The sequence below is a fragment of the Salinivibrio socompensis S35 genome (assembly GCF_000513715.1).
In the GTDB taxonomy this organism is placed as follows: domain Bacteria; phylum Pseudomonadota; class Gammaproteobacteria; order Enterobacterales; family Vibrionaceae; genus Salinivibrio; species Salinivibrio socompensis.
On sequence record NZ_AQOD01000051.1, the window covers coordinates 1 to 13,273 of the forward strand.

Here is a 13,273-nt window from a genome sequence, read left to right on the forward strand (position 1 = left end):
GTACATCGACGATTGCTCAGACGACGTAGCTKTMCGCTTTGCGCTCAACATCGGCAATATCACCATCACCAGAGTGCACCACACATGATATCCGAGCCGGCTCTCCGTAACTCAAGGGGTGACCGGGTACCTCAATCACAGTGAGACCATTGATTTGGCCAATATGTTCACCGCGCGTATCAATAAAAACTTGTCCTTTATGGATGTCTTCAATAGCACGCTCTGGTAGATAGGAAGCTCGCTGGTAACGACGCGTAATGGCCGCATCAATCGCCTGCCCATCTAACACATCATCGACCGTCATCAGCGATTCAGCCAATAATTGTTGATACCAAATAGGGCATAGTGGCATGCGTAACTGGTCTTCGCTTTCGCGCGCGCCTGCTTGGAGTAAACGAACCAGGCAGAGTCGGTGACACTCAGTGTTGTTAGTATGGTCAGAATTCCTTTTAACCAAGAAAAATAGGGCGTGATATTATTCGCGTTGAGTTCGATGTCTTGTTCATACTCAGCATAAGCAGATAAGCCATCGTAAAGATCCGGCTCGTTGGTTTCGAAATCGGCCAGCCACTGTCTATCGCCGACCAACACAAGTCGAACATCGAGGCGTTCATCCGGTAATTCGGTTATTTGGTCTGGACGGGCAGTTTGCCAGGCCAGTTTACCTGTCGACAAAAACTGTTTCAGGCGCACCCAAACACGAGGTTGTTGCAGCACATCGGCAACTTTTAAGATTAAAACGCCACCATTGGCTTGATGAAGTAAGCCTGATTTTTTTTGTGACGCTGTCACATTCTTATTGGCATCATAGGCAAAACCGAATAGTGTCGACTCGGTGACTGCCTCGCCGATTAAAACAGGTGAACTCGGACATTGCGCGGTTAGCTCATCCCGATATGCGTTGAGATAGTGCGGAAGATCAGCAGACATCACGGTAAGACAACGTGTCGAGCACGAAGATGACATCAACCACTGCAAAGCCTGGGTTAAGCGGGACTGCAGCGACAGTAGCGTGGCGGCCTCTAAATACTCAAATTGGGCGATGTCTGGGGAAAACTGAGAATAATGTGGTTTGGCATCACGCCAATCGACTTCATGCATGTCTATGATTACTGACTACGATTAGAATAAATAAAGTATAAAGGATAACACACTGCGGTAATAGAATGGGCACCATAACGAAGGGATCAATGACCAACGGATAGGGTGAGCATCCAAGTGTGTGATAATTGAACAGGCAGCGGCTTAGTGTTACGCTGTCACCCATTGGCGTGACTGAAGCTTGGCATATGAAATATCAACAACTCGAAAACCTTGAAGCAGGCTGGAAATGGGCCTATTTGGTGAAAAAATGGAAAGATGGTGACGCTGTCACAAAATATATCGATACGGATGAGGCAAAGACAGCGGTTAATGCCTTGCTGGCTATTGAGTATGAGCCCACGCGTATTAATCAGTGGATTGACACGCACATGGCGTCATCATTGGAGAAAAAACTCAAACAAGCGATCCGGGCTAAGCGAAAACGTCACTTTAATGCTGAACAAGAACAAACGCGGAAAAAGTCGATCGATTTAGACTACCGCGTATGGGAAAAGCTATCGCAAAAAGCCCATGAGCTTGACGCGACCTTGTCCGATACCATTGAGTACTTGCTGTCTGAGGCAAGCCGCTCAGAAAGTGCCAACAAGCAAGTGGATACGCTAAAGCAAGATCTCAACAACTTGCTGGATATGTAAAACCTGTTACCGATAAGTGAGCATGCAGTATGGGCTACTTTTTACTGATTTCTTTTGCCATATTTCTCGCATTTATGCTAATCGACCGGCCATTGCTGGTGATGGCGTTTAAAGATGGCCAGTTAGTGCGCCATAAAGGCAAGGTGCCGAAAGGCTTTTTACACGATTGCCAAGACATCGCTAAACGCCATCCGTTTACCGGCACCATAAAGGTCTATAGTAATCGCTTTAAGCCTGCAAAAGTCGTACTGTCGCGCAGTATTGACCATCGCACTCAGCAACGGATTAAAAACGTATTTCCGCATCAATCATTTAAATGATAAAGCCTTTAAATGATAAAGCCTTGGCGGTCGTCAGGCTGATTTGCACCCAAACCCAAGGTGCGCATTATATGTATTATGTTAAATGGCGTATCAGATAACGCTGTTGTGTTACGCTATACTTCCGTGAGTGGCTCTCTTTGCTTACCATTGAACGTAATTAGCTATTTACCATAAAATAGCTAATTACTACTTCCTTTAATCGTCATTATTCCAATGTTTGGACTAAGTCGATTCAACTCAGCGGCAATTAGCCATCAGTGATCAGCGGAAAGCGTGACAGGTTGATGCCCGTGAAGTACAGCGCTAAGGCTCGCCGCGCGCACTGGTTTAGTCACAAAGTCGTTCATGCCGGCCCGAACACAGCGTTGCCTGTCTTCGTCCATAACATTTAGCGGTTAAAGCATGATCGGTTGCTTAAAACCAGACGTTCGAAGCGCTTTCGTCGCCGCAATACCGTCCATGACTGGCATCGACATATCCATTAAAACAATATCAAAATCAGTCTGTTTCACATGCTCTAGCGCCTCTTTACCGTTTGATGCGAGCACCACGATGTGGCCTTGCTTTTCTAGCATCAAACGAACAACCATCTGATTAGCACGGCTATCTTCAGCGACTAAAATCACCATAGGTTGCACACTACCTGCTGGTATAGGCAGCGTTGGTTGATGTTTTTCGGCATCTTGCGGTGTTGCGACAATGGGCAAACGGACACAAAAATCTGTCCCATGATGGGGTTCACTGTCCACCTCGATGTGTCCGCCCATCATCTCAACCAATTTTTTACAGATGGATAAACCAAGGCCTGTCCCACCAAACCGACGCGTAATACTGCCATCGGCTTGGGTAAAGGGATCGAAAATTCGCCCAATATGGCTCTCATCAATACCAATGCCCGTATCTTTCACCCACAAAACCAATACATCACCGTCCGTATTAAGTGACACCGTCACCCCTCCCTGATCGGTGAATTTTAACGCGTTGGCTACTAGGTTAAGCAGAATCTGCGTGAAGCGATTCTCATCCATGTAGAGCGTATCAGGGACCGAGGGAGACACAGACGCGGATAAATGGATCCGTTTTTTATCGGCGCGATCGATGAGCTGGTGATAAACATTAGCGACACAATCACTTGGCTTCATGAGCGAGGGAGAAAGAGCAAATCGATTCGACTCAATTTTTGATAAATCAAGGACATCACTGATTAGCGTCAACAGAAGCTGGGCGGATTTATCCATCTGCCTACCCACTCTTTTTGTTCCATGCTTAGCAGGGAGTGCTGTAGTGCATCAATCAAACCCAATACCGCATTAAGTGGTGTCCGTATTTCATGGCTCATCACCGCAAGAAATTGTGATTTGGCATTATTGGCCAACTCCGCCTGTTGACGCGCTTGTTGCAGCTCGACCACACGACGTTTGGTGGCGGTAATATCTTTAGCTGTGCCGCGATATCCGGATAATTGCCCCTTCTTGTTGTAACAAGGTCGACCAGAGAGACTTACCCAGTAATCATGCGCGCGAGATGTCATATGCCACTCAATATCACTAAAGGCTTCTTCGCGGGTGATAAGATGCTCAAGCTGTAATTTGAGTTTTGTGTCTGATTTTATTTTCGCCAGTAATGCCTCTGCATCAATATTGGTCTCTGTATTAGGCGAAGATAAATACGTCAGCTGAAATGTATTATCAAGCTCCCAAAACCAGTCACTGGCTGTTTGTGCAAAATCCTGAAAGCGTTGGCGACTGGCGTTCAGCTCTTGCGTTCGGCTACTCACAAGCGCATGTAAGCGGTGTCGGTAGTCGATATCCATGATGGTTCGTTCGATCAATGGGCGAAAACGATCGACAACTTGTTGAGCTTCGTTATTGAACGAATCACGTCGATGGGAGAATAAAATTAACATGACTTCGCTGTCATTTACCGTTAAGCCACTGATTAGCGCGGTACCTTGAAGATAACTGGCATATTGGTGGGTTAAGCAGTGAAGCTCTTTGATCATGCCTGGCTTATAAATGGCAACGGTCTCTCCTTTTACACAACGACGGAACACATCACCCGTTTGCCACGTCACTGTCTCGAGTAAGCGCTCTGTAGAGACTAGACAGCGAAACGCATCTTCTGTTTCACGGTTGCGGCTCAGCGCCACTGCACTATCAAAGCTGACATAGCGATGAATAACATCAAGGAGTGACGCAAAAATATCTGTCTTTGACGTGGCCTCCGTCATGGCCGATATAGCTGACAAAATCGCGTCGTTTTCTTCTCTTAAGCGTTTCTCTCTGGCCTCAACGCGACTGAGTTCAAATAAGGTTTCTTGTAAAGATTCAGAGTCTGAACGTTCAGAAGCCGATAAGCGTTTCGACATCATGATTAATCCTTATGAAATAACACAGCCGAGATCATTAAGTTACCGTGAGATAGCTCACCCCCTTTGAAGAGGCCTTGTTCACCAAACGTAAAGGGGCAAACAAAAGGGGCGTTATATAGGGCCGTATTAATATTTTCAGCCACCTGATCAAGGCGGTCTTTCACATGTAACATACACCCTGCGCAATAAATCGCTAACCCGCCAAGTGGCTCAGGCTGACACAGTGCATGATCATTTGCGGACTCCACGACACGACTGGCTCGTGAGATCAGTCCCTCGCTGGTGCCTGACATAAAATAGACAGACTGCCCGACCTCAAGCTGGGAAAATAACTCCATATGGCCCTGCTCATTAATACATGTTGGGTGCGACAATGTATAATAAGGTAACCCATGTATCGTGCCGGTTTGAGTACCAAGCGGATAAAGCGTGGACTGAGAAAAAAGCGAATCAGTCGGATCAAACGCTAACCCTGTTTCAGACTCATACCAGTGTTTATAAACATCGGCAGCAGGTTGATGATTTAAGCTCACTAATGCGCGCCCACGCACATCCGTTACCGTGGCCTGTTTTTGGGTCGACGCATAGCCAGAATGAAAGGAGTAACTGACGCGAGCAGACGGATAAAAAACACTAATCGCGATGCCTGATGTTGTTGTCCCCTTATGATCGAAAATGGCCCAGTTTCCTCCCACGGTATCCGCCGCCGCCGATCCTCCGATGACGGGAACCGATACGCCTAGCTCTTCTCGGATCGCTGATAAGGTTGCCTCTTCTTCACCTGGTGTACTATGTAACGCAATCAATTTGGGTAATTCACCGCATCGCCCACTTTCTTCAATGGCTTGAGTCAGCGCCATACGTGCCGAATCACGTACATGGCGGTGTGCTTGATGAGCGACTAATGATGAACCATAACTGCCTTTATCATCACTGCATGCCCAGATAGCTGCCGCCGGCCCACTGATACATCCACTTTGGGTCATCACGCCATAGCACGTGGAACAGCCGATGAGTGGCACGCCCGGGAATAGACTATTTAAGGTACGTTGAAGCATTCTAACGTCGTAATGCTCAGTAAAATAGATCATTAAAAGCTTGGGGGTGCTAATACGCGCTTTGATAATGCGAGCCAATGTATAGGCGGCTTGTACTGCGTCATCAGCTTGAGTTCGTGCCGTTGCTATCTTCATGTCACCGTTACGTTGGTAGGATTTGGAATGTATCACCGTGCTAATGATACATGTATCAAGCGATCAATTCATTGTTCTAGGTGGCTGAAATAGATTCTAAACTGACGTATCCTACGCGTCCTTTGTCTATCAATAGAACGTTGAACATGGATTGTCGACCCGTCGCGCTATTGGGTGGCGCGTGCACCTTAGGTGCGACCATTGCTTACCAACTGGCCGCTCAAGGTTACACCCCCATTATTATTGATCACGATCAGGCGTCTGCGCTTGATATTGTCGCTCATGAACCCAGAGTTCGATTTAAATCGATTCCGGTACTAACCATCGACGCCCTCACTACCACTCTATCGCAAGCTGTTTCTCAGCTTGCACCGCTGACTGGTGTGGTACAAGTTCCCAAAAACGGGGAGCGATATATGCAACTTTTGGGTTATTCGACGTTAGCCCAATTCTGTCAAGCTGATGCGGCTTGTGTCACCATTCATCCTCATGGCGAGCCAACAGCACTTCATCACGATGACGTATCAGATACAAACTGCTTGCAACGGATTAACAGGGTGAGTTTCTGGTTAGATCACAATCTTAACAGTGATGATGAAACATTATCAGTGCGTGAAAAGTGCGAAGTTTTGTCTCCACTGGTTTGCTTTCTTCTAGGGAGAGAGTCAAAATGCATTAATAAACAGATTTTTAGCGTAAAGCTTTAGCACTTTAAATATAAAAAACGTCATAAATAAAGCGTTTCCTTTATTAATAAAGCGCTATATCGATAAATACGACACAAACCGCACTTTATTTATCCTTTTTGGGTAATTAAATTTAAATTGATACTGATCAAAGACAACGTTAAACATATTAATGTTTGCGGGGAGATCAACACGTGACCATTGCCAGTTGACCCTATATTTTCCCCCTTCTTGCGACTGGCTCTGGCTCAGCTCAGGTGCCTGTTTTCCCTTTTGCTCCCAGAACGCGGAGTGAGGCTTACTCTCTGAAACTAAAGAGAAATGTATCACTTCATTCTTCGTGTTCCATTCATACTCTACTTTTTCTTGAGACTGTGATGTGCCACAAAAACCATTCATACCCTTACACTCTATAATGGCCATTCTTGGCGTGTAAATAAGCGTGCGCCAAAAGAAGGCGACCACTAAAAGTGTGAGCATAACGATAATTTGCGCTAATCGTCCGCGAGTGAGTTTTTCTGCTGCCATGAATTGCTTTCTCCGTGTTACAGAGGTCAAAGTTTTATCAGAAAGGTGGGTAAGCCTCACGAAGTGTGTGGGTTAGCCCCTGTTTTTTAACCAGTATCTACAGTATGATTCTGGTCGAAAATGCCATTTTTACAAAGAAATAGCAACGAACTGTATAAAGCGGTTAAAAATCGTACGCAGCCAAGTGGTTTCGTAAAAATGGTATGTTAATAGACGAAGCGGAGGCTTCGTCCGTATTAAACGTGAGTGTAGTTAACTAAAAGTGGAAGCATGCAATATGAGCCAAGTTAAGCAGCTTGAACAAGACTACAACTACCGCGTTGTCCGCCAATTTACTCTTACAACAATTTTGTGGGGTATTGTGGGCATGGCTGTAGGTGTACTTATTGCCGCTCAGTTAGTGTGGCCTGCACTGAACTTTGATATTCCGTATTTGACGTACAGCCGTTTGCGTCCACTGCATACTAACGCAGTGATTTTCGCATTCGGTACCAGTGCGTTGTTTGCAACGTCGTATTATGTTGCACAACGTACTTGTCAAACACGGTTGTTCGGAGGGAAGTTAGCAGAGTTCACCTTCTGGGGTTGGCAAGCCATTATCCTTTCTGCAGCCATTTCGCTGCCTATGGGATACACCACCTCTAAAGAGTACGCTGAATTAGAGTGGCCAATCGATATCGCCATCGCGGTGGTATGGGTGGCGTACGCTATCGTATTCTTTGGTACCCTTATTAAGCGTAAAACCTCGCATATATACGTTGCGAACTGGTTCTTCGGTGCCTTTATTCTGACCATCGCTGTCTTGCACATCGTCAACAGTATGGCAATCCCTGTTTCACCGATGAAGTCTTACTCCATTTATGCCGGTGCAGTCGATGCAATGGTGCAGTGGTGGTATGGACACAACGCGGTTGGTTTCCTACTCACTGCCGGTTTCCTTGGGATGATGTACTATTTTGTACCCAAGCAAGCTGGCCGTCCTGTTTACTCCTATCGCTTGTCTATTGTCCACTTCTGGGCACTGATCTCACTGTATATTTGGGCGGGCCCTCACCATTTGCACTATACCGCTCTGCCTGATTGGACACAGTCTGTCGGTATGGTGATGTCGTTGATCCTCTTTGCACCGTCTTGGGGGGATGATTAACGGTATTATGACCCTATCGGGGGCATGGCATAAGCTACGTTATGATCCTATCTTGCGCTTCTTGATCGTCTCTCTATCATTTTATGGTATGTCGACGTTTGAAGGCCCAATGATGTCGATCAAGACAGTTAATGCACTGTCTCACTACACCGATTGGACAATCGGTCACGTGCACTCAGGTGCATTAGGCTGGGTTGCCATGGTATCTATCGGCTCTATCTATCACCTTATTCCAAAATTGTTCGGGCAAGAACGCATGTACTCGGTTTCACTGGTGAACGTGCACTTCTGGCTAGCGACAATCGGAACGGTGCTCTACATCGTCGCGATGTGGATCTCTGGTGTCATGCAAGGCCTGATGTGGCGCGCAGTGAATACTGACGGCACATTGACATACAGCTTTGTGGAGTCATTAGAGGCCTCCTACCCGTTCTACTTTGTCCGCTTTATTGGCGGAGCGATTTTCCTATCAGGTATGTTCTTGATGGCTTACAACGCATACAAAACGATTCGTGCGCCGGAAGCCAGCTTGAAATCGCTTGAGCCTGCGGTGTAAGGAGGACGATTAAATGAGTTCAAATCGCCACGAAATAGTAGAAAAAAATACCGGTTTGCTTGCGATCTTAATCATTGTTGCTATCAGCTTCGGTGCATTAGTGGAAATCACCCCACTGATTTATCAAGATCAAACCACTGAACCAGTCGATAACCTTCGTCCGTATTCAGCTTTAGAGCTGGAAGGGCGAGACATCTATATTCGTGAAGGATGTAATGTTTGCCACAGCCAGATGGTTCGTCCATTCCGTGCTGAAACAGAGCGTTACGGCCATTATGGTGTCGCGGGTGAAAGCGTCTGGGAACACCCTTTTCTTTGGGGCTCCAAACGTACAGGGCCTGATCTATCACGTGTCGGGGATCGGTATTCCGACGAATGGCATCGCGTTCACTTGATTAATCCGAGAGATGTGGTCCCAGAGTCGAACATGCCTGGATTCCCTTGGCTAGCAGAGAACACGTTAGACGGGGAAACGACAGCCGCGAAGCTACAGGTGTTCCGAAATCAATTTGGTGTACCTTATACCGATGAAGATATCGAGAACGCAAAAGCCGCTGTTAAAGGCAAAACGGAGATCGAAGCACTCATTGCTTATCTTCAGTCACTCGGTCATGCAATGAAGTAATAAGGAGGGCCTATGGATATCGGCACCTTTCATAGTATTTGGACAGTGGTCATATTTGTGAGCTTCATTGGGATTGTGGTATGGGCTTATAGCAAGCGTCAAAAGAAAAGTTTTGACGAAGCTGCCAATCTGATCTTCGCCGATGAAGAGCAGGATAAGTCCAACCATAAGACAGGAGATAACCGCGAATGAGTACGTTTTGGAGTATCTTCGTAACAGTCATTGTACTCGGCACAATAGCTGGTTGTGCTGCCCTTATCATTTGGACAACCAAGGATAAAATGGGCGTTGCTGAGGGCGATGACATGGGTCACGACTACGATGGTATTCGTGAGCTGAATAACCCACTCCCCAAGTGGTGGTCCTATATGTTTTGGGCCACATTGGTGTTTGGTATCGGTTACCTTATTCTATACCCAGGATTAGGTAACTTTGCTGGCGTTTTAGGTTGGAAAAGTTCTTATCAAAACATCAGCAGTGTCGACGAATCGCGTGAGTTAATGGCAAAAGCGCAAGAAGCTCAACACATTAACCAATACGCGATGGAGCTCGAAGCCGCTGACAAGGTCTTCGGTGAAGCGTTCCGCCAGTTAGCTTACCAAGAAGATGGTAAATCACTGCGTCCGATTACACAGATTGCGCGTAATGAAGAGGCTTTGAAGGTAGGTCAGCGTTTGTTTAGTCAAAACTGTGCGGCTTGTCATGGCTCAGATGCACGCGGTCAAGCAGGCTTTCCTAACTTGACTGACGAGGCATGGCTATATGGTGGTGAACCCGAAACCATTAAAGCGACGTTGCTCCATGGCCGAAAAGGCAACATGCCTGCTTGGCTAGATACCATGGGTGAAGACGGCGTCAAAGAAGTCGCTGCCTACGCACTGAGTTTGTCAGGACGTAAAGTCGATCCGCAAATGGCTGCGAAAGGTAAAACCCGATTCGTGGTATGTGCTGCTTGTCATGGGACAGATGGCAAAGGTAACCCTGCCTTTGGTGCCCCGGACTTAACCGATAATATTTGGCTATATGGTGGCTCACGTCGCGCGGTGGAACAAACTATTCGCGGTGGTCGTCAAGGTGTGATGCCCGCATGGGAAGCACATCTTGGTGAAGAAAAAATTCAGATACTCTCTGCTTATGTATGGCGTTTGAGTAATCCTGAAGTAGAATAATCACTTACGTGTTAATAACAGCCCCTGCTTGCAGGGGCTTCTTAAATTTAAACCGAGGAGCTCTCATGATAACCCCCTGGTACAAGCAGTTCTGGCCTTGGTTCCTTATCGCTCTCCCCGCTACGGTTGTCGTCGCCAGTCTCGTTACATTCACGCTTTTTTCAATGAACTCAGTGTCACTCGTTGCTGAGGATTACTACAAAAAAGGGAAAGGGATCAATGTCGATTTATCGAAGCTTAAAGTCGCCGATCAACTTGGCATCTCGGCGCAACTTTCGTCTTCAGAGGAAGCGATTGCGGTTGCGCTTGATAAAGGGCAACTTGAAACATTTCCGGCGCTGAAGGTTCATCTACAGCATCGCACTCTCGAGCGTAAAGACGTGAATGTGATGGTAAACCCCAATCAAGCGGGTATTTATCACCTCGATCTCGCTGAGCCTATATCTGGCCCTTGGTTTATCGAAGTGTCATCATTTGATAAACAGTGGAAAGTCCACGGACGCGTTAATTTTCCTTTATCTAATACCCTGACGTTAAGCGGTAAGCAGTAACCATGACCTCACCCTGCTATCACTGTGGCGATCCTGTTTTAACAGGCGATACCTACCAAGTTGTGATTTTCGACAAACCCCGCCTTATGTGTTGCCCTGGCTGCCAAGCCGTGGCAACCACCATCGTAGACAGTGGTTTGAGTTCTTATTATCAGTACCGAACCGAAAATGCAGGCAAAGCAGATTTGGTTCCAGAAGAGCTCAAATCACTGACCCTCTATGATAACCAAGACGTACAACAAGAGTTTGTTCGCGATCTGATCGATCAAAAGGAAGTGACCCTGTCACTAGATGGTATTTCTTGCGCAGCCTGTGCTTGGCTAATAGAGAAACAATTACAACGGACTCACGGTGTGACTCATATTCAAGTGAATACGACCACAAATCGAGCTCTGGTTCGGTGGGATGATAGCGAGACATCACTGAGTACCATACTTACCCGTATTCATCGTCTCGGGTATAAAGCTGCTCCCTTTGAAGCGGATAAACAAGAACAGCAATACCATCGTAATATGAAGCAATACCTCTATCGGTTAGGGATTGCCGGCCTTGCGACAATGCAGGTGATGATGCTAGCGGTGGCAATGTATTTCGAAGTCTTTGGCGATATGGATGAAACCTTTCGTAATTACTTCCGTTGGATAAGTTTAATTTTCGCGACGCCCGTCCTGCTCTATTCTGCGTTACCGTTTTATACCAACGCATGGCGAAACGTAAAGGCGCGAACACTAGGGATGGATGTTCCCGTTTCGATCGCCCTACTCTTTGCCTATTTTTCAAGCTTGTACGCAACGGTTACCGGTAAAGGCGAAGTCTTTTTTGAATCCGTCGCTATGTTCACCTTCTTCTTATTGTTGGGACGTTTTTTAGAAATGCGCGCCAGGCGAACAGCGGCAGCAGCCAGTGCTAATCTCTTGAAGCTGGTACCGAAGATGGCACGTCATCTGAACGGTAAAACCGTCCCAGCTAATGGCTTAAAAGTCGATGATCATATTCGAGTTTTACCAGGTGAGCCTTTCCCCGCTGATGGTCAAATCCTGTCAGGCACAACATCAGTCAATGAAGCCATGCTTACTGGGGAATCTCTTCCGCAAACCAAACAAAGTGGTGATACCGTATATGCGGGCACCATGAATGTCGAAGGGAATGTTGATATCTCCGTGACCTGCAATCATAAAGAATCCTTGGTGGCGCATATTGTTCGGCTACAAGATGAAGCGCAGATGGCGAAGCCTAAAGTGGCTGTTTTGGCGGATCAAATTGCGCGTTATTTTGTGGCCGCTATTTTAGTTATTTCCGCCTCAACATGGCTGTATTGGCATTTTGTTCAACCTGATGATGCCTTTTGGATCATGCTATCGGTATTGGTGGCCACCTGCCCTTGTGCGCTGTCGCTCGCCACGCCGACCGCATTGACCTGCTCAACCTCAACATTTGGCCAACTCGGTATTATGTTGCGTCGAGGGCATGTATTAGAAACCTTAACCAAAGTAAATCGGTTAGTGATAGACAAAACGGGAACGCTGACAAAAGGCGAAATACAAATTCGTGCTGTTCGTGTCGACGATGAGGCTTTTACAGAGCAAGACACTTTTAATATTGCCGCAAGCCTGGAGGCATTTGCTAACCATCCAATCGCGAAAGCGTTTCAAGACCAATCCACACAGCATGTTGATGTTTATGATGCCGATAATCATATCGGCCAAGGCGTAAGTGGTACCATTAATGGACAGTGTTGGCGGATCGGAAAGGCAAACTTTGCACTAACGTTAGACCATCCCGAGGATTACGATCTATATCCTGTGGTGCTTAGTTGTGAAGGCAACCCCGTGGCAGCCTTCTCGCTAGTCGATCCCATCAGGCCAAGTAGTGCACGATTAGTCTCAGCGTTTAAAGATGCGGGTATTCAGACCACGATGTTAACTGGTGATCAGTCGCGCAATGTTGACCAAGTTGCAGAAGCATTGGGCATCGACTCTGTGATATCAGGGGTATCTCCTAAAGGAAAATTGGCGTATCTTCAGGGCCTTGATGACAGCACTATTACGCTTATGGTAGGTGATGGTGTGAATGATGCGCCTGTTTTAGCGGGGGCCCACCTATCTGTCGCTATGGGCGGCGGCACCGATATCGCGAAATCATCAGCGGATATGGTGCTACTCAGCGATGATTTAGAAAAGCTGCTAACCGCAAGGCGACTTGCCCAGCAGACTCGCCGCATTATTCGCGAAAACTTAGCTTGGGCGTTAGGTTACAACGTAACTATTCTACCTTTGGCTGTCATGGGATTTGTCGCCCCGTATGTAGCTGTCGTCGGTATGTCTGCCAGCTCCATTATTGTGGTGTCTAATTCGCTGCGCCTGCTCAATAAAAAAGAAGGATAGC

The 13,273-nt window shown here is 46.9% G+C and carries 14 protein-coding genes and 1 pseudogene; 9 read left to right on the forward strand and 6 right to left on the reverse strand.

Annotation, left to right across the window (positions count from 1 at the left end):
- Positions 1-16: 16 nt before the first annotated feature.
- Positions 17-304 (reverse strand): hypothetical protein, encoded by a 288-nt coding sequence (locus DZ54_RS23335; protein WP_051415939.1) that lies wholly within the window; start codon positions 302-304, stop codon positions 17-19.
- Entirely contained in the window at positions 304-1,101 is a 798-nt protein-coding gene (locus DZ54_RS19725; protein WP_051415940.1) for an AAA family ATPase, read from the reverse strand. The genes DZ54_RS23335 and DZ54_RS19725 overlap by 1 nt, the downstream gene beginning before the upstream one ends.
- A 188-nt stretch (positions 1,102-1,289) precedes the next feature.
- Here DZ54_RS19725 and matP point away from each other — a divergent pair, with 188 nt between their 5' ends.
- A complete protein-coding gene (gene matP, locus DZ54_RS0106675; protein WP_025673512.1) occupies positions 1,290-1,739 on the forward strand; it encodes a macrodomain Ter protein MatP in 450 nt (149 codons plus the stop codon).
- 29 nt (positions 1,740-1,768) lie between these two features.
- Entirely contained in the window at positions 1,769-2,059 is a 291-nt protein-coding gene (locus tag DZ54_RS0106680; protein WP_025673513.1) for a DUF3634 family protein, read from the forward strand.
- Positions 2,060-2,457: 398 nt separating this feature from the next.
- On the opposite strand, the gene DZ54_RS25880 is transcribed toward DZ54_RS0106680, so the two are convergent.
- The 3 genes from DZ54_RS25880 to DZ54_RS0106695 are packed head-to-tail and all read right to left on the reverse strand — an operon-like array spanning position 2,458 to position 5,626.
- Positions 2,458-3,300 (reverse strand): hybrid sensor histidine kinase/response regulator, encoded by an 843-nt coding sequence (locus DZ54_RS25880; RefSeq protein ID WP_240473933.1) that lies wholly within the window; start codon positions 3,298-3,300, stop codon positions 2,458-2,460.
- Positions 3,273-4,433, reverse strand: a complete 1,161-nt coding sequence (locus DZ54_RS25885) for a histidine kinase dimerization/phospho-acceptor domain-containing protein (RefSeq protein ID WP_240473934.1) — start codon at positions 4,431-4,433, stop codon at positions 3,273-3,275. The genes DZ54_RS25880 and DZ54_RS25885 overlap by 28 nt, the downstream gene beginning before the upstream one ends.
- 2 nt (positions 4,434-4,435) lie before the next feature.
- A complete protein-coding gene (locus tag DZ54_RS0106695; protein WP_025673514.1) occupies positions 4,436-5,626 on the reverse strand; it encodes an FIST signal transduction protein in 1,191 nt (396 codons plus the stop codon).
- 146 nt (positions 5,627-5,772) lie between these two features.
- Between DZ54_RS0106695 and DZ54_RS0106700 the strand changes: the two genes are divergently transcribed.
- Positions 5,773-6,333, forward strand: coding sequence for a Rossmann-fold NAD(P)-binding domain-containing protein (locus DZ54_RS0106700; RefSeq protein ID WP_025673515.1), 561 nt, complete (start codon positions 5,773-5,775; stop codon positions 6,331-6,333).
- A 54-nt stretch (positions 6,334-6,387) separates the two neighbouring features.
- On the opposite strand, the gene DZ54_RS0106705 is transcribed toward DZ54_RS0106700, so the two are convergent.
- On the reverse strand, positions 6,388-6,840 hold the full coding sequence (locus DZ54_RS0106705; protein WP_025673516.1) for a hypothetical protein: 453 nt from the start codon (positions 6,838-6,840) through the stop codon (positions 6,388-6,390).
- 277 nt (positions 6,841-7,117) lie between these two features.
- Here DZ54_RS0106705 and ccoN point away from each other — a divergent pair.
- The 6 genes and pseudogenes from ccoN (at position 7,118) to DZ54_RS0106735 (ending at position 13,272) form a co-directional block, all read left to right on the forward strand.
- A pseudogene (gene ccoN, locus DZ54_RS19735) lies at positions 7,118-8,543 on the forward strand (cytochrome-c oxidase, cbb3-type subunit I).
- Positions 8,544-8,556: 13 nt separating this feature from the next.
- On the forward strand, positions 8,557-9,168 hold the full coding sequence (gene ccoO / locus DZ54_RS0106715) for a cytochrome-c oxidase, cbb3-type subunit II (protein ID WP_025673517.1): 612 nt from the start codon (positions 8,557-8,559) through the stop codon (positions 9,166-9,168).
- Positions 9,169-9,180: 12 nt separating this feature from the next.
- Complete coding sequence (locus DZ54_RS0106720) at positions 9,181-9,360, forward strand: CcoQ/FixQ family Cbb3-type cytochrome c oxidase assembly chaperone (RefSeq protein WP_025673518.1); 180 nt, start codon at positions 9,181-9,183, stop codon at positions 9,358-9,360.
- Positions 9,357-10,337: a cytochrome-c oxidase, cbb3-type subunit III gene (gene ccoP, locus DZ54_RS0106725; RefSeq protein ID WP_025673519.1), complete on the forward strand. Its 981-nt coding sequence runs from the start codon at positions 9,357-9,359 to the stop codon at positions 10,335-10,337. Before DZ54_RS0106720 ends, ccoP begins: the two co-directional genes overlap by 4 nt.
- Positions 10,338-10,402: 65 nt before the next feature.
- On the forward strand, positions 10,403-10,888 hold the full coding sequence (locus tag DZ54_RS0106730; protein ID WP_025673520.1) for a FixH family protein: 486 nt from the start codon (positions 10,403-10,405) through the stop codon (positions 10,886-10,888).
- A gap of 2 nt (positions 10,889-10,890) precedes the next feature.
- Positions 10,891-13,272: a heavy metal translocating P-type ATPase gene (locus tag DZ54_RS0106735; RefSeq protein WP_025673521.1), complete on the forward strand. Its 2,382-nt coding sequence runs from the start codon at positions 10,891-10,893 to the stop codon at positions 13,270-13,272.
- The last annotated feature ends 1 nt before the right edge of the window (position 13,273 follow it).

What these genes read in the sequence shown, in the direction of transcription:
- DZ54_RS19725 (WP_051415940.1), bottom strand. Translation starts at nt 1,101, where the DNA reads ATGCATGAAGTCGATTGGCGTGATGCCAAACCACATTATTCTCAGTTT.
- matP (WP_025673512.1), top strand. Translation starts at nt 1,290, where the DNA reads ATGAAATATCAACAACTCGAAAACCTTGAAGCAGGCTGGAAATGGGCC.
- DZ54_RS0106680 (WP_025673513.1), top strand. Translation starts at nt 1,769, where the DNA reads ATGGGCTACTTTTTACTGATTTCTTTTGCCATATTTCTCGCATTTATG.
- DZ54_RS25880 (WP_240473933.1), bottom strand. Translation starts at nt 3,300, where the DNA reads ATGGATAAATCCGCCCAGCTTCTGTTGACGCTAATCAGTGATGTCCTT.
- DZ54_RS25885 (WP_240473934.1), bottom strand. Translation starts at nt 4,433, where the DNA reads ATGATGTCGAAACGCTTATCGGCTTCTGAACGTTCAGACTCTGAATCT.
- DZ54_RS0106695 (WP_025673514.1), bottom strand. Translation starts at nt 5,626, where the DNA reads ATGAAGATAGCAACGGCACGAACTCAAGCTGATGACGCAGTACAAGCC.
- DZ54_RS0106700 (WP_025673515.1), top strand. Translation starts at nt 5,773, where the DNA reads ATGGATTGTCGACCCGTCGCGCTATTGGGTGGCGCGTGCACCTTAGGT.
- DZ54_RS0106705 (WP_025673516.1), bottom strand. Translation starts at nt 6,840, where the DNA reads ATGGCAGCAGAAAAACTCACTCGCGGACGATTAGCGCAAATTATCGTT.
- ccoO (WP_025673517.1), top strand. Translation starts at nt 8,557, where the DNA reads ATGAGTTCAAATCGCCACGAAATAGTAGAAAAAAATACCGGTTTGCTT.
- DZ54_RS0106720 (WP_025673518.1), top strand. Translation starts at nt 9,181, where the DNA reads ATGGATATCGGCACCTTTCATAGTATTTGGACAGTGGTCATATTTGTG.
- ccoP (WP_025673519.1), top strand. Translation starts at nt 9,357, where the DNA reads ATGAGTACGTTTTGGAGTATCTTCGTAACAGTCATTGTACTCGGCACA.
- DZ54_RS0106730 (WP_025673520.1), top strand. Translation starts at nt 10,403, where the DNA reads ATGATAACCCCCTGGTACAAGCAGTTCTGGCCTTGGTTCCTTATCGCT.
- DZ54_RS0106735 (WP_025673521.1), top strand. Translation starts at nt 10,891, where the DNA reads ATGACCTCACCCTGCTATCACTGTGGCGATCCTGTTTTAACAGGCGAT.